The organism is Plantibacter sp. lyk4-40-MEA-4, assembly GCF_030209415.1.
In the GTDB taxonomy this organism is placed as follows: domain Bacteria; phylum Actinomycetota; class Actinomycetes; order Actinomycetales; family Microbacteriaceae; genus Plantibacter; species Plantibacter flavus_A.
On sequence record NZ_JARVSA010000005.1, the window covers coordinates 118674 to 143914 of the forward strand.

At 68.5% G+C, this 25241-nt stretch carries 21 protein-coding genes; 5 read left to right on the forward strand and 16 right to left on the reverse strand.

Annotated elements, in window-relative coordinates:
- The first annotated feature begins 35 nt into the window (after window positions 1–35).
- On the forward strand, window positions 36–1088 hold the full coding sequence (locus QRN44_RS10515; RefSeq protein WP_064293723.1) for a LacI family DNA-binding transcriptional regulator: 1053 nt from the start codon (window positions 36–38) through the stop codon (window positions 1086–1088).
- Between the two features lie 75 nt (window positions 1089–1163).
- On the opposite strand, the gene QRN44_RS10520 is transcribed toward QRN44_RS10515, so the two are convergent.
- From QRN44_RS10520 to QRN44_RS10550, 7 genes are all read right to left on the reverse strand, one after another.
- A complete protein-coding gene (locus QRN44_RS10520; RefSeq protein WP_285039102.1) occupies window positions 1164–3302 on the reverse strand; it encodes an alpha-amylase family protein in 2139 nt (712 codons plus the stop codon).
- Window positions 3299–4204 (reverse strand): carbohydrate ABC transporter permease, encoded by a 906-nt coding sequence (locus tag QRN44_RS10525; protein ID WP_079002422.1) that lies wholly within the window; start codon window positions 4202–4204, stop codon window positions 3299–3301. Before QRN44_RS10525 ends, QRN44_RS10520 begins: the two co-directional genes overlap by 4 nt.
- Window positions 4201–5166, reverse strand: a complete 966-nt coding sequence (locus QRN44_RS10530) for a carbohydrate ABC transporter permease (RefSeq protein WP_217485073.1) — start codon at window positions 5164–5166, stop codon at window positions 4201–4203. Before QRN44_RS10530 ends, QRN44_RS10525 begins: the two co-directional genes overlap by 4 nt.
- On the reverse strand, window positions 5166–6470 hold the full coding sequence (locus tag QRN44_RS10535) for an ABC transporter substrate-binding protein (RefSeq protein ID WP_071259985.1): 1305 nt from the start codon (window positions 6468–6470) through the stop codon (window positions 5166–5168). The genes QRN44_RS10530 and QRN44_RS10535 overlap by 1 nt, the downstream gene beginning before the upstream one ends.
- Before the next feature lie 75 nt (window positions 6471–6545).
- Entirely contained in the window at window positions 6546–7475 is a 930-nt protein-coding gene (locus QRN44_RS10540) for a D-2-hydroxyacid dehydrogenase (RefSeq protein ID WP_285039103.1), read from the reverse strand.
- Window positions 7465–9540: a beta-galactosidase trimerization domain-containing protein gene (locus tag QRN44_RS10545; protein WP_285039104.1), complete on the reverse strand. Its 2076-nt coding sequence runs from the start codon at window positions 9538–9540 to the stop codon at window positions 7465–7467. The genes QRN44_RS10540 and QRN44_RS10545 overlap by 11 nt, the downstream gene beginning before the upstream one ends.
- Window positions 9537–10421 carry an NAD(P)-dependent oxidoreductase gene (locus QRN44_RS10550; protein ID WP_071259976.1) on the reverse strand — a complete coding sequence of 295 codons (885 nt, stop codon included), beginning with the start codon at window positions 10419–10421 and terminating at the stop codon, window positions 9537–9539. Before QRN44_RS10550 ends, QRN44_RS10545 begins: the two co-directional genes overlap by 4 nt.
- 145 nt (window positions 10422–10566) lie before the next feature.
- Here QRN44_RS10550 and QRN44_RS10555 point away from each other — a divergent pair, with 145 nt between their 5' ends.
- Complete coding sequence (locus QRN44_RS10555; protein WP_175115906.1) at window positions 10567–11391, forward strand: hydroxypyruvate isomerase family protein; 825 nt, start codon at window positions 10567–10569, stop codon at window positions 11389–11391.
- On the opposite strand, the gene QRN44_RS10560 is transcribed toward QRN44_RS10555, so the two are convergent.
- From QRN44_RS10560 to QRN44_RS10580, 5 genes are read right to left on the reverse strand one after another with little or no spacing between them, the layout of a single operon-like run.
- Window positions 11361–12308: an amidohydrolase family protein gene (locus tag QRN44_RS10560; RefSeq protein WP_285039105.1), complete on the reverse strand. Its 948-nt coding sequence runs from the start codon at window positions 12306–12308 to the stop codon at window positions 11361–11363. The two genes, QRN44_RS10555 and QRN44_RS10560, sit on opposite strands and share 31 nt — an antisense overlap.
- Window positions 12301–13611 carry an MFS transporter gene (locus tag QRN44_RS10565; protein ID WP_079002417.1) on the reverse strand — a complete coding sequence of 437 codons (1311 nt, stop codon included), beginning with the start codon at window positions 13609–13611 and terminating at the stop codon, window positions 12301–12303. The genes QRN44_RS10560 and QRN44_RS10565 overlap by 8 nt, the downstream gene beginning before the upstream one ends.
- Complete coding sequence (locus QRN44_RS10570; protein WP_285039106.1) at window positions 13608–14921, reverse strand: MFS transporter; 1314 nt, start codon at window positions 14919–14921, stop codon at window positions 13608–13610. Before QRN44_RS10570 ends, QRN44_RS10565 begins: the two co-directional genes overlap by 4 nt.
- Before the next feature lie 45 nt (window positions 14922–14966).
- Entirely contained in the window at window positions 14967–15908 is a 942-nt protein-coding gene (locus tag QRN44_RS10575) for an amidohydrolase family protein (RefSeq protein WP_285039107.1), read from the reverse strand.
- Window positions 15905–17284, reverse strand: a complete 1380-nt coding sequence (locus QRN44_RS10580; protein WP_285039108.1) for a homoserine dehydrogenase — start codon at window positions 17282–17284, stop codon at window positions 15905–15907. The genes QRN44_RS10575 and QRN44_RS10580 overlap by 4 nt, the downstream gene beginning before the upstream one ends.
- Before the next feature lie 164 nt (window positions 17285–17448).
- Between QRN44_RS10580 and otnK the strand changes: the two genes are divergently transcribed.
- From otnK to QRN44_RS10595, 3 genes are read left to right on the forward strand one after another with little or no spacing between them, the layout of a single operon-like run.
- The gene (gene otnK / locus QRN44_RS10585) at window positions 17449–18714 is read left to right on the forward strand and encodes a 3-oxo-tetronate kinase (protein ID WP_285039109.1); all 1266 of its coding nucleotides are present in this window, start codon (window positions 17449–17451) and stop codon (window positions 18712–18714) included.
- Window positions 18711–19397: a class II aldolase/adducin family protein gene (locus QRN44_RS10590; protein WP_121290842.1), complete on the forward strand. Its 687-nt coding sequence runs from the start codon at window positions 18711–18713 to the stop codon at window positions 19395–19397. The genes otnK and QRN44_RS10590 overlap by 4 nt, the downstream gene beginning before the upstream one ends.
- A gap of 34 nt (window positions 19398–19431) precedes the next feature.
- Window positions 19432–20226, forward strand: a complete 795-nt coding sequence (locus tag QRN44_RS10595) for a DeoR/GlpR family DNA-binding transcription regulator (RefSeq protein ID WP_285039110.1) — start codon at window positions 19432–19434, stop codon at window positions 20224–20226.
- Window positions 20227–20231: 5 nt separating this feature from the next.
- Here QRN44_RS10595 and QRN44_RS10600 read toward each other — a convergent pair whose 3' ends face one another.
- From QRN44_RS10600 to QRN44_RS10615, 4 genes are all read right to left on the reverse strand, one after another.
- Complete coding sequence (locus QRN44_RS10600) at window positions 20232–21932, reverse strand: glycoside hydrolase family 13 protein (protein WP_121290844.1); 1701 nt, start codon at window positions 21930–21932, stop codon at window positions 20232–20234.
- Window positions 21933–21997: 65 nt separating this feature from the next.
- The gene (locus QRN44_RS10605; RefSeq protein ID WP_121290846.1) at window positions 21998–22891 is read right to left on the reverse strand and encodes a carbohydrate ABC transporter permease; all 894 of its coding nucleotides are present in this window, start codon (window positions 22889–22891) and stop codon (window positions 21998–22000) included.
- Window positions 22891–23802: a carbohydrate ABC transporter permease gene (locus QRN44_RS10610; protein WP_079002413.1), complete on the reverse strand. Its 912-nt coding sequence runs from the start codon at window positions 23800–23802 to the stop codon at window positions 22891–22893. The genes QRN44_RS10605 and QRN44_RS10610 overlap by 1 nt, the downstream gene beginning before the upstream one ends.
- Window positions 23799–25097 (reverse strand): extracellular solute-binding protein, encoded by a 1299-nt coding sequence (locus tag QRN44_RS10615; protein ID WP_121291105.1) that lies wholly within the window; start codon window positions 25095–25097, stop codon window positions 23799–23801. The genes QRN44_RS10610 and QRN44_RS10615 overlap by 4 nt, the downstream gene beginning before the upstream one ends.
- Window positions 25098–25241: the final 144 nt, after the last annotated feature.

Below are 25241 nucleotides of genomic sequence, written 5' to 3' on the forward strand. Positions count from 1 at the left end.
GCCCAATAGGCTGAGGGCGAAAGGACGACACGGCCATGACCTCACCTGCCGGGCGCCGGAGACACGGCCGCCCCACCATCTCCGATGTCGCCGCGCTCGCGGGCGTGTCGGCGGGAGCGGTCTCGAAGGTCTTCAACGGCACGGGTCGCATCTCGCCGCCGACCGCCGAGCGTGTCCGGGAGGCCGCGCGCAAACTCAACTGGACGCCGAACCCGGCTGCGATCGCTCTTCGGACCTCGCGCGCCCAGGCGATCGGGCTCGTCCTCACCAGTTCCTCCCCGGTTCCCGAGGTCGGTGCGGCCAATGTCGGACTCATCTCCGGGATCGAGTCCCTCCTCAGTCCCCGCGAGTACGGGCTCCTCCTGAACGTCTTCCTCACGGGACAGCACGACGAGTCGGCGTTCTACCGGTCCCTCGCTGAGCGCCAGCGGATGGACGGCGTCATCCTCACCAACTCGGTGGTCGGCGACACCCGCTTCGACCTCATGCGCGACCTCGGTGTGCCCGCGGTACTCGTCGGCACCCCGTGGAAGCCGGGCGTGGTCGACTACATCGACGCGGACCCGCCGAGCGCCGGCATCCCCGAGACGGTCGACCACCTCGTCGGTCTGGGCCACCGCGACGTCGCGTTCGTCAGCGGCCCCGCCGGGTTCGTGCTCCCGAACATCCGACGCGAGGCGTTCACCGCCCGGCTCGCCCATCACGGGCTCACCCCGCACTCCATCTCGAGCGTCGGCTATTCGCCGGCGGCCGCCGCCGAGGAGACGAGTCGGCTCCTCGACGGGGCGGCACCGCCGACGGCGATCCTCTACGGCACCGACACCATGGCGATCGCCGGGATGCGGACGATCCAGAGCCGTGGCCTGCGGGTCCCCGAGGACGTCTCGGTCGTCGGGTTCGAGGGGCTCGAGGTCGGAGAATGGGTCGACCCCCAGCTCACCACCGTCCAGCGGTTCGCGTTCCAGCGTGGGCGGGCGGCGGCGGCGAAGCTCCTCGGCCTCCTCGGTGAGACCATCGAGGAGGACGTACCGCTCGAGAAGCCGGTGCTCATCGTCCGTCAGTCCACCGCCCCGCCGCGCGGCCGCTGACGCGAGACCGGGACGCGTGGGGGTCGACACCGTGCGGTGCCGACCCCGATCAGCGGGCGTGAGCCCACCACCCCCTCAGAAGCTCAGTCTGACCATCCCGAGCTCTCGGACGGTCGGGAGCTCCACGATGATGGTGCCGTCGGCCACGGCCACCGGAGCCGGCGTCCGCCGATCGTCGAGGACCACCTCCGCCATGAGCTCGGCCGGGACGACAGGACGCCCTGTGGCCTCCGCCAGTCGTGCGGCGTCGATCTGCACCCGGATGCCGGTGAGCTCGGTCACCGCACGTTGCTGGCCCCGCATCGCCAACGGGTCGGTGAGATTGGCGAATGCCAGCATGAACGCCGCTCCGTCCGTCCATACCGCCGCATCCAGGAGCCCCGGGCCGACGATCCGAACCAGGCTCGATCCCCCGAGCGCGGCCTCGATCGTGTTGCCGAGCAGGGTGAGGTGATCACCGAGGAGTGTCTCGTGGTACAGCTCGGCGAGGTTGAAGCCGATGACCTGGACCGTCCCGGCGCCCGCCTGCACCGTCCCACAGTCGTCCGACGCCGCCAGCGACGCACGGAACACCGCGGGGTCCACGGCTTCACCTCGCGGGTAGACCTCCTCCATGGGGAGGTCGGGGTGATCGGGCACGAACCGCCAGTGCACGACGGCCTCGGTGGTCGGCGCGAAGCGGGCCAGACGGGTTCCACCGATGATGCGGTCCGCGCCGTCCAGACCGGCGGCGAGTGCGCCGTCGGACGCGCGTTGCACGTAGTTGTTCCGGACGACCCCGGCCGAGCGGGCGGTCAGCGGTGCGCCCGTGAGCTCGGTCACGAGCGGTGTACCCCCGTCGATCAGGGGCCCGGCTCCGGTCACCACGAGCTCACCGCCGCCCTCGACGAAGGCACGCAATGCGGCGGCGGACCGTTCGTCGATCTCGTCGATCTCCGGGAGGACGACCACCCTGGTCTCAGGCAGTCCGAGCCGATGCAGGCCACGGGGGCCGACGAACTCGAACGGCGTCCGCAGCTCGACGAGTGCTTGATACATGCCGGAGGCGGCCCGTCGCGTCCGGGCGTCGGCGAAGGCGTTGTCCACGTCCCAGACGCACACTTCGGCGACCGGGCGCGACTGCTGCCAGATCGCACCGATCTCGCGATGCAGCGTGAACGCCCGCTCGACCGCCGGAATCCAGCGCGTGTCGTGGATCCGCGCGGCGAATTTCGTGAACCACGGGAACGCTCCGTGCACGAAGCCGTCGACGATCCAGCCCACGGTCTCCTGACCCGCGTTGACCGAGTCCTTCCAGCGGTAGCCGTGCGACTCGGGCCCGACGGAGGTGATGAGCCCCACCGGCTTGTCGGGGTGGATGGACCGGGTCCGCTTCGCGTCGCGTCCGGCCGCCCACTGGGTCTCCCCCTCGTTGCGCGCCTGGTGGTCCACGAGGAAGAACGGGACATGCAGGCGGGCGACGTCGTCGCGAAGCTCGCCCGCCGCGAACGAGCCGAGGTTGGGGATGAAGCGCACCTCAGGCTTCACGTCCTGGACCGCCGCGTCCCAGTGGGCGACCAGGTCGCTCAGCCGCTCCCGGCGCCATCCCCGGTAAGCCCGCCAGGACTCTCCGTCGACGGCGTCGCGTGAGGTCGGCAGGGCGAGCCCGGACGCCGCGCGGAAGAGTCGCTGCGCGGTCTCGGTGTACCCGGGTCCGTGACCCTGCCACCGGTTCGCGAACACCGCGTCGATGTCGTAGTCCGCGGTGACCTCGCGTGCGACCTCGGTCGTGAACTCCCAGTTGTAGTCGCCGAATGCGTCCGTCACGAAGGTGCCCGGGTGTGCCCAGTGCTCCTGCAGTGCCCCGTCCTCGGTCCGGGCGATCCACTCCGGATGGGCGTCACGGACGTCCCGATGGACGGCGTGCGGGTCGATCCGAGCCATGACGACCATGCCACGACTCCGTGCGAGATCGACGATCTCGCCGAGGAGATCGCGGTCACCGAGGTGCCGGCTGCGGTAGTGCAACGGGATCGAGGTCGGATAGAACGCGATGTACCCCCCGGCGCTGATGCAGATCGCGGTCGACGCGGTGCGGTCCAGGACGTCGGCCCACGCGTCGAGGTCGAAGTGGAGCGGGTCGTCCTCGACGAACGTCAGTTGTGTCCAGCGCTGGTCGCCGGAGAACCAGGCGATCGTGTCGGTTCCGGTCGTGAGCGGCTGTGTCGTCGTCATTTGATTCCCGTCGTGGCGATGCCCTTGATGATGTACTTCTGCGCGAAGAGGAAGAAGAGGAGGATCGGGACGAGCGAGATGAGCGACATCGCGAACATGATGCCGATCCCGCTCTGCGTCTCCGTGTCGACGAGCGACTTGAGCGCCACCGGCACGGTGTACAACTTCGTCTTCGTCAGGTAGAGGAGCGGTCCGAAGTAGTCGTTCCACGTCCAGATGAAGGTGAAGATCGTCGTCGTGATGAGTGCCGGCTGCATGAGGGGCAGGATCACCGACCAGAAGATGCGGAACGGGCCGGCACCGTCGAGCATCGCCGCGTGGTCGAGTTCCCGCGGGATGGTGCGGATGAACTGCACCATGAGGAAGATGAACACCGCGTCGGTCGCGAGGAACTTCGGGATGAGCAGCGGGGCGTAGGTGTTGATCCACCCGAGCTCCGCGAACAGGATGTACTGCGGGATGATCAGCACATGGAACGGCAGCATCATCGTCATGAGGGTGAGGCCGAAGTACAGCTTGTTCGCTCGGAAGTTCAGTCGGGCGAGCGCGTACGCTGTCACGGAGCAGGAGAAGAGGTTCCCGACGATGGCCCCGACGGCGATGAGGCCGGAATTGAGGAGGAACGCTGTGAAGGGCGTCCCCAGGGAGTCCCATCCGTCCCGGTAGTTCGACAGCGTCACCTCGCTCGGGATGAGCCCCGTCTGCGACAGGATCAGGTTGCTCGGCTTGAAGGAACTCACCACCATCCACAGCAACGGATACAGCATCAGCAGCGCGAACACCACGAGGAGGATGTGGCGGACGATCCGTCGCGGTCGGCCGGCGTCCCGCTTGCGCCGGGTCGGCGTGGGATCGGGGTCGGCTGGCAGGGCGTCGAGGGTGGTACTGGTGATTGCCATCATTCGTCTCCGTAGTGCACCCAGCGGCGCGAAAGGATGAAGTTGCCCGCCGTGGCGATCGCAATGACGATCAGGAGGACCCAAGCCATGGCAGCGGCGTAGCCCATGTCGAAGTTCACGAAGCCCTCCTGGTAGATGTAGAGGGTGTAGAACAGCGTCGAGTCGAGGGGTCCACCCGTGCCGCCACTGACCACGTGTGCTTGGGTGAACGCCTGGAACGCGCTGATCATCTGCAGGATCAGGTTCAGGAAGATGATCGGCGTGAGCAGCGGGATGGTGATCGACCAGAAGCGTCGCACCCGGCCGGCACCGTCGACCTCGGCGGCCTCGAGGAGTTCGTCCGGGACCTGACGCAGCCCGGCCAGGAAGATCACCATCGGCGAGCCGAAGGTCCACACGTTGAGGATGATCAGCGTCCACGGAGCGGTCGCGGGGTTCTGCAACCAGCTGTCCGCCTCGATGCCGAAGAACCCGAGCACCGTGTTGATGAGCCCTGCGTCGCCGAACAGCTGGCGCCACAGGATCGCGATCGCGACGCTGCCACCGAGGAGCGAAGGCAGATAGAAGGCGCTCCGGTACAGGGAGAGCCCGCGGATCCCCTTGTCGAGGATGACCGCCAGGAAGAGCGCGAAGGCGAGTTGCAAGGGCACGGAGACGAGCACGTACAGGCCCGTCACCCGTGCTGACGCCCAGAACCGCTCGTCCCCCATCATGCGGGTGAAGTTGTCGAACCCGATGAACGACGGTGCGGTCAGGAGGTCGTAGTCGGTGAAGGCGAGGACGGCGGACGCGATCAGCGGTCCTGCCGTGACGGCGATCATCCCGAGCATCCATGGGAGGAGGAAGACGTGTGCGACCCAGCCCTGCCGCTGGTGGGAGGCCCGACGCCGCTTCCGTCCGGTCGTCGTCGTGGATTCGGCCGTCCCGGTCCGCGCCTCGGGCTCGCGTTTCATGGTGAGGGTCATCAGTCGCCCACCGAGGAGGAGACGGCCGAGACGAAGTTCGACGCGGCCTGTGAGACCGAGGTGTTCCCGAGGGTCACGCCCTCGAGTTCGCGGATCATCACGGTGCGCCATGAACCGGAGCCCGCGGGAGCCTCGTATCGGGGCCGCTGCTCCTTCGCCGCGATGTCGCGGGTGGTCGCGATCACCTTCTGCTCGTCCGGGGTGGCCGACGGCTCGTACTCGTCGAGGAGCGCCAGGCTCGGTGGCGCCCCGGCCGACAGCCCCACCAGCTTCAGCAGGTCGATCGAGTTGAGGTTGTAGCTCATCAGTGCTCCGGCCGCGTCGACGCGGTCGTCCTCGATCCCGGCGTACATCGCGAACCGGCTGAAGTAGGTGAAGTGGTACCCGGGCGTCGCATCGGCGAGTGCCGGGACGTCCCGCTGCCGGAACTCGTAGTCGGGGAACGCTGCGGCCTCGTCGACGATGTGGTTCGAGTTGGCGAAGGTGGCGAGGACCTTGGCGCCGGTGTCGGACCAGCCGGGCTCGATGCCGTCCTGCTCGCTGATGCTGGTGGTCGCGCCCGCCTTGCGGAGCTGCTCCCACCAGTCGATCCACGCGGCGACGCCGTCCTCGCTCGCGGCCAGTCTGCCGTCCTTCGACCACAGGTCCTCGCCACGCTGACGCAGGAACGACTCGAAGGGCATGTCGTGGTAGGCGCCGTAGGTGGTGCCCTTCCGGCCGGCGGCGTTGTTCTTCGAGTAGTCCGTGAGGAACTCGGCCAGGCTGTCCCAGGTGAGCGTCTCGGGGAGCGCGATGCCGTCCTCGTCCATGAAGGTCTGGTTGTATCGGAGGACCGGGGAGAACATCGACTTCGGCAAGGTGTTGAGCTCGCCGTCGATCCGGAACAGGTCGAGCTCCGCCTCGCTGAACGCCGAAAGGTCGAGGGTGCCGACGTCGTCGAGTGGCCGGTAGATCTTCGCGTCCCGGTAGGTCAACACCGCGGGCGAGGGGATCCAGAAGACGTCAGGAACGTCGCGCGCAGCCATCTGCGTGGTCATGCGCTCCTGGTAGGCGGTGTAGTCACCGAACTCGGGCTCGATCGTGACGTCGCTGTTCTGCTTGCTGAACAGGTCCATCCCGGCCAGATAGGCCTTCTGGCGTTCAGCGCCTCCCCACCAGGCGAACCGGATGGTGGTGGCACCGCCGGCTCCGGAACCGCCTCCGATGGAGCAGCCGGCGAGGGCGAACGCTCCGAGCGAGAGGGCGCCGACCCCGGCGTAGGTGAGGAATCGGCGTCGGCTGACGTCCTGCGGCATGTTCGACATGGTGTCCTTCTTTCGATACGGCGTTGTATGAGTGATGACGGTGGTGCGATGACGGCGTCCCCAGGACGCCGGTGTTCAGGCGAGGGAGTTCGGGTCGACGCGGTTGACGAGCGGATCCTCGGTGACTCGACGTCGGAGGTTGTCGAGGAAGATCGCGGTTCCGCGATCGGCGGTGGCGGGCGTGGTGGCTCCGTTGTGCGGCGTCACCACCACGTCGTCGCGCGACCAGAACGGGGAGTCCGCCGGCAGCGGCTCGACCGTGTGCGCGTCGAGACCGGCTCCCGCGACGGCACCGGAGTCGAGGGCCGTCAGGAGGTCCGCGTCGACGACGATGCCCCCTCGGGAGACGACGACGACGGTGGCTCCCGGGCGGAGCGCAGACAGGACGCGGAGGTCGATCGCTCCGCGCGTCTCCACGGTGAGCGGGGCCGTCACGACCAGCACGTCGCACCGCCCGGCGAAGTCGAGGACCTCCTCCGGTCGGTACAGGCGATCGACGGCGGCCGGGGTGCGACCGACGTCACGACGGAGGCCGATGACGGTCATGTCGAAGGCGCTCGCGCGCGGCGCGAGGGCGGCGCCGATGTTGCCGAAGCCGTAGATGCCCATCGTCTTGCCGGCGAGCTCGCCGTGGACGAACCGGTCCCATCTGGCCCCGCGGGCGGCATCCGACCAGCGATGTCCGCCTCGGTCGAGCTGGAGGGCCAGCAACATCGCGTGCTCCGCGAGCGGAACCGCCCCGTTGCCCGCCGAGGACGTCACCGTGACGCCGCTCCCGCGGAGCACCGGTCCCACCTCGGACTCGACGCCGGCGGCCCAGGAGTGCACCCAGGCGAGCGCCGGCAGCCCGGGCAGCTCCTCGTCGCGCACCCGGCCTGCGATGATCGTGGTCGCGGGGTGGGCGGCCTCGTCGTCGAGGACGCGGACCTCGGGGAAGTCGCTGCGGATGCGCGAGCGCACGGCGTCCGCCTGGCCGCCGCGGATGAGGACCACCTCAGGCGTCATCCCGCTCACCTCCGTCCGGGACCACGACGACCGCTCCGTCCACGACCTCGACGATCTCGACGAGGAGATCGTCTCCGACCGTCGACACCGTGGCGTCGACGTCGCCGGCGGTCACATGGTGGACGCGGGTGCCGACGGCGTCGGCCGCCCTCCCGGGGAACCGCAAGCGGGTTCCACGGACCGGGACGGTGGGACCGAAGGAGTTCCGACGTTGACCGGAGTGGTTGAGCACGTGCACGACGAGACCCGCTCGGGAACGACCGACGGACACCTCCACGTGTTCGCTCGCCTCCACCCCCACCGTTCCATCCTCCCCGACAGCGTCGATCACGAGATCGGCGATCAAGTCACGGATGGCCGTGAGCCCGAGTTCGCGATACGCCGCGCCGACGGTCCACGGGACCTGCGTGGCCCGTCCACGACCGAGCGTGAACACCCCGCAGGCCGATACCGGTCCCACCACGTGACCGTGGGCCTTCTCGGGCGGTCCGTACGGTGCTCGCGGGACGAACTCGTGGCGCAGGCGGGCGTCGGAACGCCACGCCAGGGTATGCAGCCGCCCACGCACGGGCACGAGGTCCGAGCCTTCGACCGACGGCCCACCGCCCCGTTGGACGTAGCTCGACTTGAGCGCCTCCGCGTCGTCTTCCAGCGACCGTTGCCGCGCTCCGGGGAGCCAGGCGACCACGGAGCCGTCCGCGTGGATGCCCGACCGCCCCGTCGCGACGACCCGCCCACCAGCGCGCACGAACGCCGCGAGAGCGGCGTCCTCCTCCGCGGTCGGCGCGATGAGATCCGGGAGGACCAGCACGCGGAAGCGTCCGAGGTCCACGACGGGCAGCGACTCCGCCGGCACGACGTCGACCGCGACGTGCCGCTCCAGCAGGGCGGAGAACAGGCCGCGGAACTCGGCGATCGACGAGTGATGCACCTCGGTGGGCGCCGCGAGCGGGTTCGGTCGGACGATACCCACGTCGGCCGCGGGCGCCAGTCCGGCGTACAGGTCGGCGTGATCCCGGTGGAAACGCGTCACGACCCCGGCCGGAGCGAGACAGGCGTAGTCGATGAGCCCGGCCGGCCCCATGATGTACGTCGACGGGTTCGCCCCGCGCGACACCGCCTGGAGGAGGTACTGCCCGAACATCTCCGGCTGTTCACTCGCCAGCCGGTACGGCATGTCGATGAAAGCCACGGCGTTCACCAGGACCGGTTTGCCCGGCTGCGCGACCCGGAACGCGCTCACCGACTCACTCGTCGCGTGTGGCCAGAGCGGGCGGCCGAGGGCGTTGTTCGCCTCGTGGAACAGGATGTCCGCCGAGCGGCCCAGGATGAGCCCGGCGTGGGGTGCTCGTTCGGCGATGTGCCCTCGGATGCGCGCCGTCAAGCGGTCGATGGTCGCCGCGGCGAACCGTTTCCACTCCAGGTAGCCGGGATCACCCGCGAACGACGGCAGCTGCTCGATCCCGGTCTCCCGGACGAAGGCCTCGGCGCAGGCGTCGCAGTGACAGACGCCGTGGACCCGTCCTCCGTAGTCGACCTCGTTGAACCCGAACCAGTTGAAGAAGAATCCATCGACGGGATACGCGTCGAGGATCTCGTCGATGATGTCGAGCGACCGGTCCTGGTAGTACCCCGCGCTGGGGCAGACGCTCACCAGCCCCTCGTAGACCTGTCGTTCCCCACTCGGTGACCGGAAGCACCACTCGGGGTGCTCGTCGGCGACGCGCGCGGCGACCTTGGAGAAGTCCATGCGGGCGAGGAGTCGGACGCCACGACGATGCGCGGCTTCGATCGCGTCACCGACGAGGTCGCCCCCGGGGCGCTCCTCGAGCAGTGGGTTCCTCGACTGGAACGGCAGCGTCGACGGGAAGTGCGAGAGGATGCCTCCGACGTTGAGCAGCCAGACGCCGGCACCGTGCTCCTGGATGGCGTCCAGGACCGTCTCGACGTCGAGCAGCGCGTCGATCTCGCGCAGGTTCGTCTGGAACATGTCGAACGGCTCGTGCCACCAGCCCGGGCGGACGTCGGCGGTCTCGACGGCCGCGCGTGGTTCCGTGACGGTCATGCGCCTGCCCCGCCGTTCATCGAGCGGGCGAGCTCGACGAGCGCGGAATGGTCGGAACCGCCCTGGCCGCGGGCGACCACCGAGCGGAGCAGCTGTGCGACGAGTCCGGTCGCGGGAAGACCGACGCCGGCGGTTCGCGAAGCCACTTCGACGATCGCGAGGTCCTTCGCGTGGAGCTCGGACCGGAAGCCGGCGCGGAAGTCGTCCGCCAGGACCGAATCGGTCTTGCGTTCGAGGACGGTGCTGCCTCCGAGACCCTTGCGGATCACCGAGAGCGCCGTCTCCACGTCGACGCCCTGGGCCTCGAGGAAGACGACAGCCTCGGCGAGGGCCTGCAGATGGAGTGCGACGACCAACTGGTTGGCGGCCTTCACGACCTGGCCGCTACCGCTCGGGCCGACGTGTACCACCGAGGCGCCGAACGTCTCCAGGACGGACCGCCAACGCTCCAGGGTGGACGACTCACCACCGACCATCACGGAGAGGGTGCCCTCGCGCGCGCCTGCCTCACCACCGGACACCGGGGCGTCGAGCGCGCCGTGGCCCGCCTCGATGAAGGCGGTGGCCACATCACGAGCCGTCTCGGGTCGGATCGTCGAGAGGTCGATGTAGTCGGCCCCGTCGGCGAGGTGCGCGAGGATCCCGTCCGTGCCGAGCGCGACCGATTCGACGTCCGGCGAGTCCGGCAGCACCGTGATGACGAGTTCGGCACCGGTGACGGCCTCGGCGACGGAGTCGGCCACGCGGAGGCCGGCGTCCCGCGCGGCCGATCGGCTCGCATCGCCCCGGCTGAACCCCGTCACGTCGTGTCCGGCTGCGGCGAGGTGCTCCGCCATCGGGCGCCCCATCACGCCGAGTCCCACGAATCCGATGGTCGTCATCGTCTCTCTTCCTGTCGTTGTCGCCCGGTCGATCGAGCTATCGATATACCAAGACAAGAAGCGAGCTCCATCGCCCCGGCGTTGCGTTCGAGTATTTCGATATACCAAACTGGTGTCAAGCACCCCGATCGAAAAGGAACGAACAATGCAGTTCTCCGCAAACCTGTCCATCTTGTTCACCGAGGTGCCGTTCCTCGAGCGGTTCGCCGCTGCGAAGGCCGTCGGGTTCGTCGACGTCGAGTGCTGGTGGCCGTTCGCGACACCCGTCCCCGAGGAGGCGGAGCTCCAGGCCTTCCTCGCTGCGATCGAGCGGGCGGAGGTCTCGCTGCGGGCGATCAACCTGTACGCCGGCGACATGCCCGCCGGAGACCGCGGCGTGGTGTCGCACCCCGGGACCGAGCAGTTCGTCGCAGACACCGTCGACGTGGTGGCGACGATCGTCGAGGCGACCGGGTGTCGTGCGGTCAACGCGCTCTACGGCGTCCGGCCGGCAGGCGTCTCGCACGAGACCCAACTCGCCACCGCCGTCGCGAACCTGGCTCGTGTCGCCGAGCGCCTCGATCCGCTCGGCGTCCGGATCCTCGTCGAGCCGCTCACGAGGGGCGAGAACGGCGACTACCCGGTGACGACGATCGACGAGGCCCTGGAGGTGATCGATCGGGTCGACCACCCCGCCGTGCGTCTGCTCTTCGACGCCTACCACTTGCACAACAACGGCGCCGACGTGGTGCAGGACGTCGTGGCGTGGGCCGATCGCATCGGCCATGTCCAGATCGCGGACAGCCCGGGACGCGGCGAGCCCGGTTCCGGGACGATCGACTTCGACGCGTTCTTCACCGCGCTGGAGGTCAGCGGGTACGACGGGTTCGTCGGGTGCGAGTACCGACCGACGACCACGACAAGCGAGAGCCTGGCCTGGCTCACCGAGCTGCGCGGGGCTCAGGCCCCGGCGATGCGATCCGGGGCGTAGACGCGGTCCGCGGTGTCGTGGAAGATCGCCCGCTGCTGCGCCGCCGACAGTGACGCGGCGGCGTCGAGGTACGCGTCCAGGAGCCCCGCGTAGTCGGTGAACATCCCGTCGACCGGGAAGTTGCTGCCGAACATCACCCGATCGGCGCCGAAGAGCTCCACCAGCGTGAGCACGGGCTCACGCACGAGCTCGCTCGACCACGGGACCCCGGCGACGCAGAGCCCGGACGCCTTCACGACGACGTTCGCGTGCGCCGCGAGTCCGGCCATCGCCTCACGCCAGCCGGCCACCGTGGCCGGTTCGCGGTCGAGGAGGACGCCCGCGTGATTGACGACGATCAGTGTCTCGGGCACTTCGGCGGCGAGGTCCGCCGCCTCGTGGAGGTTCCACCAGGGCGTCTGGAGTTCGAAGTGGAGACCGTGCGTCGCGAGAGCCGCGTACCCGCGCCGCCACAGCGGGTCGCTCAGGAGCGTCCGACCACCGAGCCGCGCCTCGTCGGCGGTGGCCGGTCCCCCGGGCTTGTGACGCACACTGCGGACGATCGGCGAGGCCGCCTGGGCGGCGACGACCTCGGCGGCCGTCGGAGCGTCGAGCCACGCCTGCGCGGCCATCGCGCCCGGTACGCCGCCCTCGGCGGACAGCTCCTCGACGTAGCGCGTCTCGCCCAGCGGATCCGCCGGGTTCCATTCGGCCTCCATGTAGACGCTCGCGACGACGCCGAGACCGGCCGTGTCCTGCCGGTAGTCGGCGGGCAGGTAGCTCCGCTTGACGGCGCTGTAGTCGCCGTAGCGATGGGGGACGAGGACGTCGGGCAGCAGCCACGGGTACCGATTCCGCTCGAGGTCCCACACGTGGTGGTGCGCGTCGATCACGGGGCCTGCGTACCGGCCGGCCGCCAGACCCGACGACTCAGGCACGAGCCGGCTCCGCCGGCGTCGGCTTCGCGACCCCGGAGAAGTTGATCATGAGCGATGCCGCGAGGTACACCGCGGCTGCGATGGCGAGGAAGACGAGCACCGCGGTGTAGCCACCGGTGATGTCGAGCAGCACACCCGCGACGATCGGCACGACGATGCCGGCAGACGTGCCGGCGAAGTTCATGACCCCGCCGACGAGTCCGACCTTCTCCTTCTTCGCGAGCATCGCCGGGATGGTCCAGTAGAGACCGCCGAAGAGATTGAAGAAGACGCCGATGCAGAGCAGGGTGACCGCGAGTGCTGCGTCGGTCACGAACGGGAGCGAGATCAACGCGATGAGGCTGAGCGCGCCGGAGCCGCCGAAGAGCAGTTTGAACGAGCGGTTCCGGCTGAAGACCCGCTGCAGCCGGTCCGCGAGGAACCCGCTGAGGATCTCCCCGAGGGCGCCGCAGAGGAAGATCAGGAAGGTCGCGAAGCCCATCGCCTGGAGGTCGAGCCCACGGGCGTTGCTCAGGTAGCTGGGTCCCCAGGTCACGAGGCCCCAGAACACCATCGCCCAACCGAAACGGCCGATGACCATCGCCGTCGCGTTACCCCGGGTCACGCCGGGCTTCTCGTCCTCTGGACCACCGGCGACCGTGATGAGGTCCACTTCAGCGCGGTTCACGAGACGGTGTTCACTCGGCAGGTTGCGGATGTACAGGTACACGCAGAACCCGATGACGACCGTGGAGACGCCGATGATGATGAACGACCACCGCCACGAGCCGGTCGCGGTGATGAGCCAGGCGACCAGGAGACCGCCGAAGGCCGCACCGAGTGGTGCGCCGGAGTCGATGAGCGTGACGCCGGACGCGCGACGCTTGGGCGGCATCCAGTTCGAGACGAGCTTGGATGCCGCCGGCATGTACGGCGCCTCGAAGGCACCGAGTCCGAGGCGCGCGAGGATGAGCATCACCCCGTTCACAGCGAGCCCGGCGAACGCGGTGAAGGTGCCCCAGACGGCCGAGGCGATGCCGATGATCCGCCGTGGACCGAAGCGGTCCGCGGCGAGACCGCCTGGGATCTGCATGAGGCAGTACGTCCAGAAGAATGCGCTGAGGATGACGCCCTGCATCGTCGGGGTGAGCTCGAACTCCCCGACGATGCTCGGCATCGCGACCCCGAGCGAACTCCGGTCGATCGAGTTGATCGTGTAGAAGAGGAAGAGGACGACGACGACGCTCCAGCGGATGTTGGTCGCTCGACCGCCACCACGCTGCTGATCGGGTGCGTTCGCGGTTCGGCGGCTGTCGGCGGTCATGGACGGTCTCCTTCGACGGTGACGAGCTTGGGGATCTGGGCGTCGCCGCGGCGGGCCGAGCGGACGGCGAGGACGAGGGCCGCGCCGAGGACCATGAAGCCGGCCGAGACGACCAGGGCGATGTTCGGGCTTCCGGTGGCGTCTCGGACGAAGCCGATGAGGTAGGGCGCGGCGAAGCCGGCCAGGTTCCCGGTCGAGTTGATGAGCGCGATGCCGCCGGCGAGCGCGGTGCCGGTGAGCATGGCGGTCTGGAAGCTCCAGAAGATCGCCGGGATCGCGAGTGCGCCGGCGTTGGCGAGGCTGAGGCCGATGATGCCGAGCACGGGGTTCGGACCGGCGATCACGCAGATCGCGAAGCCGATGAAGCTCAACCCGAAGGCCGCGGCGATGTGCTTCTTGCGCTCCTGGTGACGGTCTGAGCTGAAGCCGAAGACGACCATCGCGACCATCGCGGCGATGCTCGGGATGGCCGAGATGAAGCCGATCTGGAGCGTGCCCTCGACGCCGAGGCCCTGGATGAGACTGGGGAGCCAGAAGCTGATGCCGTACAGCGCGAAGTTGTAGGAGAAGTAGATGAGCGCGAGGAGCCAGATGATCGGGCTGCGGAACACGTCGCGCAGGGGGGTATGCCCTGCTGGTGGACGCTCCGCTTCGAGCATCTCGCTCAGGCGGGCCTTCTCGGCGTCGTCGAGCCACGGCGCGGTCCGGTGGTCCTCCCGGAGGAACTTCAGGATGACGAAGCCCAGGATGACCGTGGGGACCGCCTCGATGATGAAGAGCCACTGCCAGCCCTGCAGGTCGAGCGCCAGATGCGTGCTGTTCAGGATGATCCCGGAGAGCGGTCCGCCGACCACCCCTGAGAACGCGAGGGCGAGGTAGAACACGCCCCAGGCGCGGCCCCGGCGGCTCGCCGGGAACCACTGCGCCATGTAGAAGAGCACCCCGGGGATGAAGCCGGCCTCGGCGACACCCAGGAGGAAGCGCATGAGATAGAACATCCACTCGGAGTCCACGAGGAACATCAGACCGGAGATGATCCCCCACGTGATCATGATGCGCGCGATCCACACGCGCGCTCCGACTCTCGCGAGGATGAGGTTCGAAGGGATCTCGAAGATGAAATAGCCGATGAAGAACACGCCGGCTCCGAGGCCGTACACGGCGTCGGAGAAACCGAGGTCCGAGGACATCTCGAGTTTCGCGAAGCCGACGTTGACGCGGTCGAGATAGGACAGGAAGAACCCCATCATCACGAGTGGGAGGATTCTGAATGCGATCTTGCGGAACAGTTTGTCGTCGTTGACGCCCATGGGGTGGTCCTTCGGGTTGCTGCGGATCGGGGGTGGTGGTGCGGGTCAGTCGTCGAGCGGGACGCGGTACACCCGCGCTGCCGTCCGGGCGAAGAGCTGGTCGAGATCGTCGTCAGAGGCGCCCGACAGACCGCTGAGTACGGTGTCGACGACCTCGCCGAAGCTCGGAGCGGTCAGCGTGGCGACCGGGAGGTTCGAAGCGAACATCGACCGGTCGACTCCGAAGACCTCGACGGTCTCCGCGACGACGCGTTCGTTCGACTCGCGCTCCCAACGGTTGCGCGGCAAGCCGAGCTCGGACACCTTGACCGTGGTGTTGGGCAGGGCTGCGAGCGCACGCATGCCCCGGCGCCAGACGTCGAGTCCGGCCTCGGACCGGTCGAGCGGCAGCCCGCAGTGGTTGACGATCACGGGGATCCCGGGCAGCTCGCGGACGATGTCCGCGGCCTCTGCGAGGTGCCAGTAGGGCACCCGGAGGTCCCAGGAGAAGCCGTACCGCTCGAGTTCGGCGAGACCGGCGAGCCACACGGGGTCCTGCATCGTCCCCGGGGTTCCGGCGATCGTCTCGGCTTCAGCCGCGGTGGCCGAGGTCACGGGCTTCGAGCGGATGCCTCGGATGAGCCCGATCTCGGCGTGCTCGGCGAGCACGTCGCCGAGGTCCGGGCGTGCGAGCGACGCGTGGGCCACGGCTGCGGCTGGGAACCTCGGGTCCTGGCGGTGGAGGCGGTCGAGGAACCGGCTCTCGTCGACCTCCTGCTCGCGGGAGCGTTCGGCTTCGACGTGCACCGTGCCGACGACGCGATACCCCGCTGTCGCCTCCCGGTACTGGGCGGGCAGGAAGGTGTGGAGCATCCCCGTGTAGTCGCCGAGGAAGAACCGGTCGTTGTACTCACCCTGGAGCCAGGGGTAGTAGCCGGGGCCCTCGAAGTCCCAGAAGTGGTGGTGCGCGTCGAGGATGCGGATTCCGCGAGGGTCGATATGCGTCATGCGCCGAGCTCCCGGCCGACGGCGAACGCGTCCCAGAGACGCTGGTCGAACCCGTCGATGTCCTGCAGGGTGATGAGTTCGCCGGCTGCGACGGGGCGGACGAGCCTGGTGCGGTCGAGGAGGTAGAACGGCGCGACGTCGGGAGCGGTGTCGGCGGTCGCCCGGAGCACGGGTGCGACGCCGTCGATCTCGTGGTGGTGCCCGGCGACCTGGAGCGCCTCGCCCGCGGGGAGGTCGCGCTCGGCGCGGCCGGTGAGGGTCGAGTACTGCCGAGGCTCGGCGGGCACGCGGTGTCCTGACACCGCTTCGAGGACGGACAGCGGGGTCTCGACGCCCATCAGGTGGTATGGCGAGAAGATGCACGCGTATCGTCCGTCGCGGCTCACGACGTGCCCCTTCTGCCGCAGCGTCTCCCAGGTGACGGCGTCGCCCGTCTCGACGATGACGAACTCACCCCCGGCGAAACTGGCCTCGCCCGGGAGCCGGAGCATGCTGAAGACGTCCGCGGCCCCGGTCCGGCCGAGGAGTCCCCCGTGCTCGCGGAGGGCGTAGACGTCGGCCAGTTCGTCGGGCCGGGCGACGGGGTAGTGCATGGTCTCGACGTCGGGCACGTGTCCCGAGTACTGGGAGACGACGGCCATCTCGCAGGAGTCGGCCGCGGCCGCCCGCTTGAACCCGGCGACCGCCTTCGCGCGGGCGTCGAGGGTCGCGGTGCGGTCGTCACCGAGGGTGAGCAGCTCGGCGAGTTCCGGCGCGTGCAGCTCGGCGTCGAGCTGACGGACGACACCGGTCGATGGATCGAAGACGAGGTCGTACTCGCTGGACTTGCCGACCGCGACGACCGGCAGGCCGACGGCCTTCACCCATCCGAGCAGCGCGAGCAGGTTCGCAGGCTGGTCGCCCATTCCAGGGAGGTAGGCGACACCGGCTTGCTTCGCCCGATCGGCGAGGTACACCCCGGACAGGCTCTCGACCTCCTTGCTCACCATGATGACGTGCCGGCCCTGATCGATGGCACGCTCGGCGAACGTGAACCCGGCCCGGGTGCTGCCGGTGGCCTCGACGAGGACGTCATACGCCTCCGCTGTGAGGAGCTCGATGTCGTCGACGAGCGCGAGCCGGCCGCCCGCGACGGCGTTGGACACCTCGACCGCATCGCGACAGATCGACCAGGAGGTGTCCGGGTACCCGAGCTCGTTCAGCAGCGATGACGCCGCTTCGAGGTCGAGGTCCACGAGAACGGAGGCGCGCATGGTCTCGAGTCGCTTGAGCTGCGCGAGGAAGGTCCGACCGAACCCACCGCTCGCGCCCGTGATGGCGACCGCAATGGGTCCGCCGTCGGTCTTCGTGATGATTGAAGCTGCTGGGTGAGACATCGTGTGTCGGGTTCCTCTCTGAACGACGTCGCGCGAACATCACGCTTCACATCGATTCACACAAACTATGACTGATTTATACTATTGTCAATTATGGACACAGATATTCACACCGACGCGGGACGTGACCAACCCACCACCGCGCGGAGGACGAGAGGCACCGGATGACCCACCTGGGCGGTATAGCCGACGATTTCACGGGAGCGACCGACCTCGCGACCAACCTCGCCGGACACGGCTTCGACGTGGTCGTCGTGACCGAGCGCGGACTCGACACCATCGAACAGGATCCGAGCGTGCGCGCACGCCTGAGCGAGTACGAGGCGGTCGTCGTGGCGTTGAAGACGCGGACCGCCCCCGTGTCGGTGGCCGTCGACGCCTCACTGCGGGCTCTCGGAGCGCTGCGCGCGCTCGGCGCGGAACGCATCTACGACAAGTACTGCTCGACGTTCGACTCCACCGACGCCGGCAACATCGGACCGATCCTGGATGCACTCGCCGAAGCCCTGGAGATGGACCGGACCGTCGTCGTCCCGTCCTTCCCCGACAACGGGCGCACCGTCCGCGACGGCATCCTGGAGGTGCACGGCGTCCGGCTCGAGGATTCGTCCATGCGCACGCATCCCCTCACCCCGATGACACGGTCACGGGTCTCCGAGCTGCTGCGCCCGCAGACCACCCGCACGATCGCCGAGATCCACACCGCGACCGTCGACGCCGGCGCAGGAGCGCTGCTCGAGGCCATCGCGGCCAGCGACGCCGACTACTTCGTCGTCGACGCGACGTCCGACCACCACCTCTCGACCATCGCGGCGGCGACCGCCGACGCACGACTCATCTCCGGCGGGTCCGGTCTCGCCCTCGGGCTCGAACCGCAGGCGCCGCGGTCCGCCGCGCCGATGGCGGTGACCGCCGGCCGCCGGCTCATCCTCGCCGGGAGCGCCTCGAGCGCGACCCAGGGTCAGGTCAGGCACGCCGCAGAGCGCATGCCGCACCGGAAGGTCGATGTCGGAGCGCTCGCCATCGACCCCGACGGCGAGCTCGACGCGATCGCCGCCTGGGCGGTGCAACAGCCCGAGGACGGCCCGGTGCTCGTCCACGCGGTGGCCGATACCGCGGACGTGGTCTCCTCCCCCGAGGCCGCCGCGGCGGTCGAACGGCTGCTGTCCGCGCTCGCCGTGCGTCTCGTGGGTGCGGAGGCGGGCTTCACCCGGCTCGTCGTCGCCGGCGGCGAGACCTCCGGCGCCGTGGTGTCGGCACTCGGCCTCGACGAACTCGTCATCGGACCGCGCATCGCTGCCGGGGTCTGTTGGGCGTCGGGCGTCACCGACCGGGCCGGTACCGGCATCGCCGTCAACGTCGCCTTGAAATCGGGGAACTTCGGTGACGAGGACCTCTTCTCCGCCGCCTGGAAGGAACTGCACGCATGAGCCTCGGCCTCCACGATCCCGTGTCCGCCACCAGGACCCAGCTCGCGTCCGACCTCGTCGCCGCGGGCGCCGCCGTCGTCGCCGCCGGGCTCAGCCCGGGCAGCAGCGGCAACCTCAGCGCTCGCGCGACCGACGGCACCATACTCATCACGCCAGGTGGTGCCGTTCTCGGCGCACTGGACCCGGACCGGCTCGCGGTGCTCGACGCCCACGGCGAATGGGTCGGCGGCGACAAGCCCTCCAAGGAGGCGTCGTTGCACCTCGCGCTCTATCGCAAGAACCCGGAGCATCGCGCCATCGTGCACGTCCACTCGCCGCAGGCCGTCGCCGCCTCCTGCCTCGAGCCGTGGGCTCCGCACAGCGCGCTCCCGCCGCTCACTCCCTATTTCGTCATGCGCGCCGGCCAGACCCCGCTCGTCCCCTACCGCGCGCCGGGTTCGCCGGAACTCGCCGATCTCCTGACCGCCCTCACGTTCCCGTTCCACGCTGCGCTGCTGCAGAACCACGGGCAGCTCACGAGCGGACGCGACCTCGCCACCGCCATCGACGCGGCGATCGAGGTCGAGGAGGCGTCGCGCATCACCCTCATGACCGCCGGTCAGCGACGTCGCCTGCTCGACGAGGCGGAGATCGCGGACCTCACCGCACGTTACGGATCGTCGTGGACGCCCGACAGCCGATAACGTGGACCGCACGCCGACGGATGACGAGGAGACGATGACCACCGACACCGGAGATCTCGCCCATCTCATCCCCGAGCAGCGACGCGAGCTCATCGTCAAACACCTGCGACGCGAGCAGGTCCTGAGCTTCCCCCAGCTGGCGAGCCTGCTGGAGGTCAGCCACATGACGATCCGGCGCGACGTCGCGGCGCTCGAGGAGGAGGGCCGCGCGCTCTCCGTCCCGGGTGGCGCGAAGATCGCCAGTCGTCTCCTCGCCGAGCCGAGCCACGCCGAGAAGGCGCTGGTCGACGCCGGCGAGAAGAGCGCGATGGCCGCGGCGGCCGCGGAACTCGTGACCGACGGGTCGACGATCTACCTCGACGCCGGCACGACGATGCTCGCGATGGTGCCGCATCTCGCCGTACGCCGGGATCTGACCGTCGTGACCAACGACTTCGCGATCGTGCGCGAACTCATCGACCACCCGTCCATCGAACTCATCAGCGTCGGGGGACGCGTCGACCTCGCGAACCAGTCCACCGTCGGGCGACTCGCCGCGGAGATGATCCGTCAGCTCGCCGTGGACGTGGCCTTCGTCTCCACGAGCTCGTGGGACCTGAAGCGCGGGCTGACCACTCCCGCGGAGTCCAAGGTCGAGGTGAAGCACGCGGCCATGTCGGTCTCGTCCGAGAACGTCCTCGTCGCCGCGAGTTCCAAGTACGGTTCCTTCGCCAAGTACAAGGTCGTCGACCTCTCCCGGTTCGACCTCATCGTCACCGACTCGGGTCTCAGCCCGAACGTCGCATCGGGCATCCAATCGCTCGGGGTGACGGTCCGACGCGTCGACTGAGCGCGTCACTCCGACAGGACGCCGGGCATGGTCCACACGGTGGACTCCCCCGGGACCGAACCGGCTTGGAGGGAGCCCAGCACGACGGCATCGTGTTCCGCCTCGAGCGGGAACGGCTCGGTCCCGAAGTTCGTCAGGACCTGCCAACCGTTCGGCCGCACGAATCGGACGACGTCCGGCCGCCCCGTCTCGATCCACTCGAGGCGCTCCTCGGTCTGCAGCAGTCGTCGCAGCCGGAGTGCCTCACGGTAGAGCGAGAGCGTCGAGTTCGGATCCGCAGCCTCGACATCGACCGCGTACTCGGCGAACCAGGTCGGTTGCGGCAGGTGCGCGACCGCACCTCCGAATCCGAACGACGGACCCTGCGCCGACCAGGGCAGCGGTACGCGGCAGCCGTCGCGACCCAGCCCGTCGTACTCGCCGCCGCGGAAGAACGCGGGGTCCTGGCGCTGCTCCGCGGTGATCGCGGCGACCTCCTGCAGACCGAGCTCCTCGCCCTGGTAGAGGTAGGTGCTCCCGGGAAGCCCGAGGAGCAGGAGCGTCGCCGCTCTGGCGCGTCTGAGGCCCTGGTCGCGATCGATGTCGGACTCGGGACCACCCGCCGCGACCCACTCGGTGCCCTGCTTCACCGGCCGCCCGGCCAGGGGTGGGAGTCCGTACCGCGTGGCGTGACGGGTCACATCGTGGTTGGACAGCACCCACGTCGTCGACGACCCCGTCTCCGCCGCCTGTGCCAGGTTGTCGGTGATGACCGTGCGGAACTCGGCGGCATCGAAGTCCGCCTCGAGCAGGTCGAAGTTGAAGGCCTGGCCGAGTCCCTCCGCCGATGCGTACTTCGCCCGACGCTCGGGCGAACCCACCCACGCTTCGGCGACGGCGGTGCGCGGCGGGTCGTACTCCTCGAACACCCGCCGCCACTCGGCGTACACCTCGTGCACGTCGTCGCGGTCGAGCAGCGGATGGTTGCCGTCCTGTGGCATGAGATCCAGTTCAGCGCGACTCGGCAGCGGCTCGGAGAGATCCTTCGTGAGCATGTGCGCGACGTCGATCCGGAAACCGTCCACGCCGCGATCCGACCAGAACCGCAGGGTCTTCAGGAAGTCGGCGCGGACCTCGGGGTGGTCCCAGTTGAGGTCCGGCTGCTCGGTGGCGAAATTGTGGAAGTACCACTGGCCGTCCTCGACCCGCTCCCAGGCGGGGCCGCCGAAGACCGACTCCCAGTCGGTGGGCGGTTCCTCGCCTGATGCGCCCTTCCCCTCGCGGAAGACGTACCGGTCGCGAGCCACCGACCCGCGACCGGAGGTGAGCGCCTCCTGGAACCACGCGTGCAGGTCCGAGGTGTGGTTCGGCACGATGTCGACGATGACCCGGATACCGCGCTCGTGCAGTGCGACGATCAGTTCGTCGAAGTCCTCCAGTGTGCCGAGCCGGGGGTCGACGTCGCGGTAGTCCGCGACGTCGTACCCGCCGTCGGCCAGCGCCGAGGGATAGAACGGACTGAGCCAGATCGCGTCGATCCCGAGCTCGGTGAGGTAGTCGACCCGGGAGCGGATGCCCGGCAGGTCGCCGAGACCGTCCCCGTCCGCGTCGGCGAAGCTCCGCGGGTAGATCTGGTACACGGCGGCCTGACGCCACCAGGTGGCGTCGGCCGTCCGCCGGGCGTCGGCGGAGTCGGTGTCGGTGTCGACGAGTGGTGCGTCGGTCATGACGGCGTGGTCCTCGGGCTTTCTCGTGGTGGATGGGTCCGGTGTCGGTCGGTCGGTCGGACGGGTCACCCCTTGACGGCACCCTGGGTGACGCCCGACATCACCCAACGCTGCGCGAACAGGTAGGCGATGATCGCGGGGGCCATCGCCATCAGGTACGAGGCGAAGGCGACGTTGTAGTTGCTGCTGAACTGGGTCTGGAAGAGGTTCTGTCGCACCGGGAGGGTCTGGAGCCCCGCGTCCGAGATGATGAGCGACGGCATCATGAAGTCGTTCCAGGCGTAGAGGAACGCGAAGATGCCGACTGTGGCGCTCATGGGAGCCAGGAGCGGGAAGATCAGCTTCCAGAACGTCTGCCAGGTGCTCGCACCGTCGATGCGCGCACTCTCCTCGAGTTCGATCGGGATCGACCGCAGGAACGCCGTGAACAGCAGCACGCTGAAACTCAGCTGGAACATCGTGGCGAGGATGATCACCCCGAACGGGTTGTCGAGTCCGACACGACCGGTCAGCTGGATCTGCGGCAGGGCGACGACCGGGAACGGGATGAACATCGCGGCGAGCAGGTAGAAGAACGAGAAGCGGAACAGTCGGCGATCCCAGTTGCGCACGATGGCGTACGCGGCGAAGGAGGCCAGGACGATCGTCGCGACGACGGTCCCTGCGGTGACGAGGAGCGACATCGCGAAGCCGACCGGGAACTTCGTGAGGGTCCACGCCTGGACGAAGCCGTCGATGCTGAACGGTGCCGGGAGCGAGAAGGCGTTGCCGTCGACCGACTGGGTGTCGGTCTTGAACGCCATCGAGATCGTCACGTAGAGCGGGAGCAGGACGGTCACGGCGCAGAGCAGCAGGATGATCGTCGTCGACCAGCTCACCCGCTCTCCCCTGGTCCGTTGCTTCGGGGTGGCGTTCGCCGTGGTGATGGACTGGGTGCTGAGCACGGTTGGCGTGGCCATCAGAGTGCGTTCCTTCCGCGCGTCGCCGAGAGTTGCACGAGGGCGATGATGATCGTGATGATGAAGAACAGGGTGGCCGTGGCCATCTGGTAGGCGTAGTCACCGGTCTGGAACCCGCGGATGATCGTCATCGAGATGCTCCGTGTGGAGGTGCCCGGGCCACCGTTGGTCAGGCCGACGATGATGTCGTAGGCGTTCAGGTAGTTCTTGAAGCCGAGGATCACGTTGATCACGACGTAGCCCATCACCAGCGGCAGGGTGATCCGCAGCAGCTGCTGGCGCTTGTTCGCGCCGTCGAGCGACGCCGCCTCGTAGACGTCACCGGGGACCGCGAGCAGACCCGCGATGTAGATGAGCAGCGTGCCGGGGATCGACTGCCATGCCGTCACGATCACGATGCCGAGCCAGGCGAGGTCCGGGTTCGAGAGGATGCTCGTCTCGAGGAACGGGATCCCGAGCGCCGAGCCGGCGGCCGGCACCGAGTTCATGAAGAGGAACTGGAACACGTAGGCGATGATGATGCCCGAGATGACCATCGGGATGACGAAGATCCCGCGAAGTCCCATCTTGAAGCGGATCTTCGCGGTCAGGCCGACCGCGAGCAGGAACGCGATGACGTTCACCGCGATGACCGTCACGAGCGAGAATCCGAAGGTGAAGAGGAAGCTCGTGAGGATGGCCGGATCGCTGAACGCGGCGATGTAGTTCGTGAAGCCGATGAACTCCCAGTCGCCGATCCCGATGGAGTCGGTGAAGCTGAAGAAGATGCCGACGACGCCGGGGAGCGTGATCGCGAGCGTGAACAGGATGACGGCTGGGAACAGGAAGAAGTAGTAGATCGGTTCGACCCGTTTGGTGCTGCGTCGGACCTTCGGGTTGCCCCCGGTCACGATCGATGTGGTGGCGCTCATTCGGAACCCTCCTTGCTCGCGACGGGCGGCTGTCGGAACGCGAGTCGTGCCCAGTCCGCGTCCATGGTGCGGAGCATCGACGCCGCGTCGGTGCCGAGGACCAGCGACTGCGCGTAGTTCTCGGTCGGGATGGCGCGGGGGTTGAGCACGCCCGGGCCCTGGTAGAACGCGCCGTCGTCGTAGTACGGGATCATGCCTGCGACTCGCGGGTCGTCGGGAGCCTTGCCGTCGTCCGTCGGGACGAACCCGAGCTGCGACTCGTTGTAGGCCTGGATGACCTCCGGCTGGAACAGGTACTCGAGGAAGTCGCGGGCACCCTCGGGGTTCTTCGCCTCCTCGGGGATGATGGTGACGAGGTCGAGGTTCACCCGGACCTTGAGGTCCTTCGGGTCTTCGGTCATCGGCAGCGGGAAGGTCCCGAGGTCGAGGTCCGGTGCGGTGAGTGCGATCTGGCTGAACGCCCACGGGCCCTGCAGATACATGGCGCCCTTGCCCTCGGCGAAGGCGACGTTACCGGCGTCGTAGGTGCGACTCGGCGCATCGGCCTGCGTGTACTCCTTGGCGAGCAACTGCATCTTCTCGACGGGCTCCAGGAAGTCCTTCTCGAAGGAGACCGGAGCATCCGGTCCGACCTCGGTGCCTTCCTCCGCGAGCCGGTCGTAGAAGTCGGGGATGTCGACGGCGCCGCCGACCGAGTAGTCGAACCAGCCCTGGTTGGCGGTCCAGGCATCGGCGAACGTCGCGTAGAACGGCGCCACGCCGGCCGCCTTCAGCGTGTCGGAGACGGCGATCAGTTCACTCCACGTCGTCGGCACCTCGAGGCCGTACTCGGCGAAGATCGTCTTGTTGTAGATGACGGAGGCGGCCATCACCGAGTAGGGCAACGCGCTCGTGCGTCCCTCGCAGACGCCGTACTGGTCGAGCAACGGCTGGAGGTCGTCGCGGATGGACGCCGCCGCCGTGGTGTCGGACAGGTCGGAGAGCGCGCACCGTTCGACGAAACGCGACACCTCGTGGTTGTAGTTCGAGAGCATGAGGTCCGGCGGGTTGCCACGGACGAAGCTCGCCGCGAGCGGATCTGGCCCCGAGGTGTCCATGACGACCTCGTATCGCTGCTGCGAGGCGTTGTAGTCCGCGACGGCCTGGTTCATGAAGGTGAACGCCTCACGCTTGCTGAACGTGAAGTGGATGGTCTCCCGGCCATCACTCGAGCAACCGACGAGGACGCTGGCCAGGAGCGCCACACCCGCCACTCCGGCCGTGGCGCGTATCGCGCGTTTCAGTGGGTTCGACATCATTGTCCTTCCGCGGAGCCCTCGATGGATCCGCTGACTAAATACAGAGAGTAAATCAACTGATGACGGAAACTCTGCCATCCGTTCGACGTCTGGTCAAGCACCGGTTCCGTCACGACAGCCACGGGTCGGACACCGTGATCG

Bases quoted from the DNA above. Each gene is read 5' to 3' on its own strand.
- QRN44_RS10515 (WP_064293723.1), top strand. From the start codon at position 36: ATGACCTCACCTGCCGGGCGCCGGAGACACGGCCGCCCCACCATCTCC.
- QRN44_RS10520 (WP_285039102.1), bottom strand. From the start codon at position 3,302: ATGACGACGACACAGCCGCTCACGACCGGAACCGACACGATCGCCTGG.
- QRN44_RS10525 (WP_079002422.1), bottom strand. From the start codon at position 4,204: ATGATGGCAATCACCAGTACCACCCTCGACGCCCTGCCAGCCGACCCC.
- QRN44_RS10530 (WP_217485073.1), bottom strand. From the start codon at position 5,166: ATGACCCTCACCATGAAACGCGAGCCCGAGGCGCGGACCGGGACGGCC.
- QRN44_RS10535 (WP_071259985.1), bottom strand. From the start codon at position 6,470: ATGTCGAACATGCCGCAGGACGTCAGCCGACGCCGATTCCTCACCTAC.
- QRN44_RS10540 (WP_285039103.1), bottom strand. From the start codon at position 7,475: ATGACGCCTGAGGTGGTCCTCATCCGCGGCGGCCAGGCGGACGCCGTG.
- QRN44_RS10545 (WP_285039104.1), bottom strand. From the start codon at position 9,540: ATGACCGTCACGGAACCACGCGCGGCCGTCGAGACCGCCGACGTCCGC.
- QRN44_RS10550 (WP_071259976.1), bottom strand. From the start codon at position 10,421: ATGACGACCATCGGATTCGTGGGACTCGGCGTGATGGGGCGCCCGATG.
- QRN44_RS10555 (WP_175115906.1), top strand. From the start codon at position 10,567: ATGCAGTTCTCCGCAAACCTGTCCATCTTGTTCACCGAGGTGCCGTTC.
- QRN44_RS10565 (WP_079002417.1), bottom strand. From the start codon at position 13,611: ATGACCGCCGACAGCCGCCGAACCGCGAACGCACCCGATCAGCAGCGT.
- QRN44_RS10570 (WP_285039106.1), bottom strand. From the start codon at position 14,921: ATGGGCGTCAACGACGACAAACTGTTCCGCAAGATCGCATTCAGAATC.
- QRN44_RS10575 (WP_285039107.1), bottom strand. From the start codon at position 15,908: ATGACGCATATCGACCCTCGCGGAATCCGCATCCTCGACGCGCACCAC.
- QRN44_RS10580 (WP_285039108.1), bottom strand. From the start codon at position 17,284: ATGTCTCACCCAGCAGCTTCAATCATCACGAAGACCGACGGCGGACCC.
- otnK (WP_285039109.1), top strand. From the start codon at position 17,449: ATGACCCACCTGGGCGGTATAGCCGACGATTTCACGGGAGCGACCGAC.
- QRN44_RS10590 (WP_121290842.1), top strand. From the start codon at position 18,711: ATGAGCCTCGGCCTCCACGATCCCGTGTCCGCCACCAGGACCCAGCTC.
- QRN44_RS10595 (WP_285039110.1), top strand. From the start codon at position 19,432: ATGACCACCGACACCGGAGATCTCGCCCATCTCATCCCCGAGCAGCGA.
- QRN44_RS10600 (WP_121290844.1), bottom strand. From the start codon at position 21,932: ATGACCGACGCACCACTCGTCGACACCGACACCGACTCCGCCGACGCC.
- QRN44_RS10605 (WP_121290846.1), bottom strand. From the start codon at position 22,891: ATGGCCACGCCAACCGTGCTCAGCACCCAGTCCATCACCACGGCGAAC.
- QRN44_RS10610 (WP_079002413.1), bottom strand. From the start codon at position 23,802: ATGAGCGCCACCACATCGATCGTGACCGGGGGCAACCCGAAGGTCCGA.
- QRN44_RS10615 (WP_121291105.1), bottom strand. From the start codon at position 25,097: ATGTCGAACCCACTGAAACGCGCGATACGCGCCACGGCCGGAGTGGCG.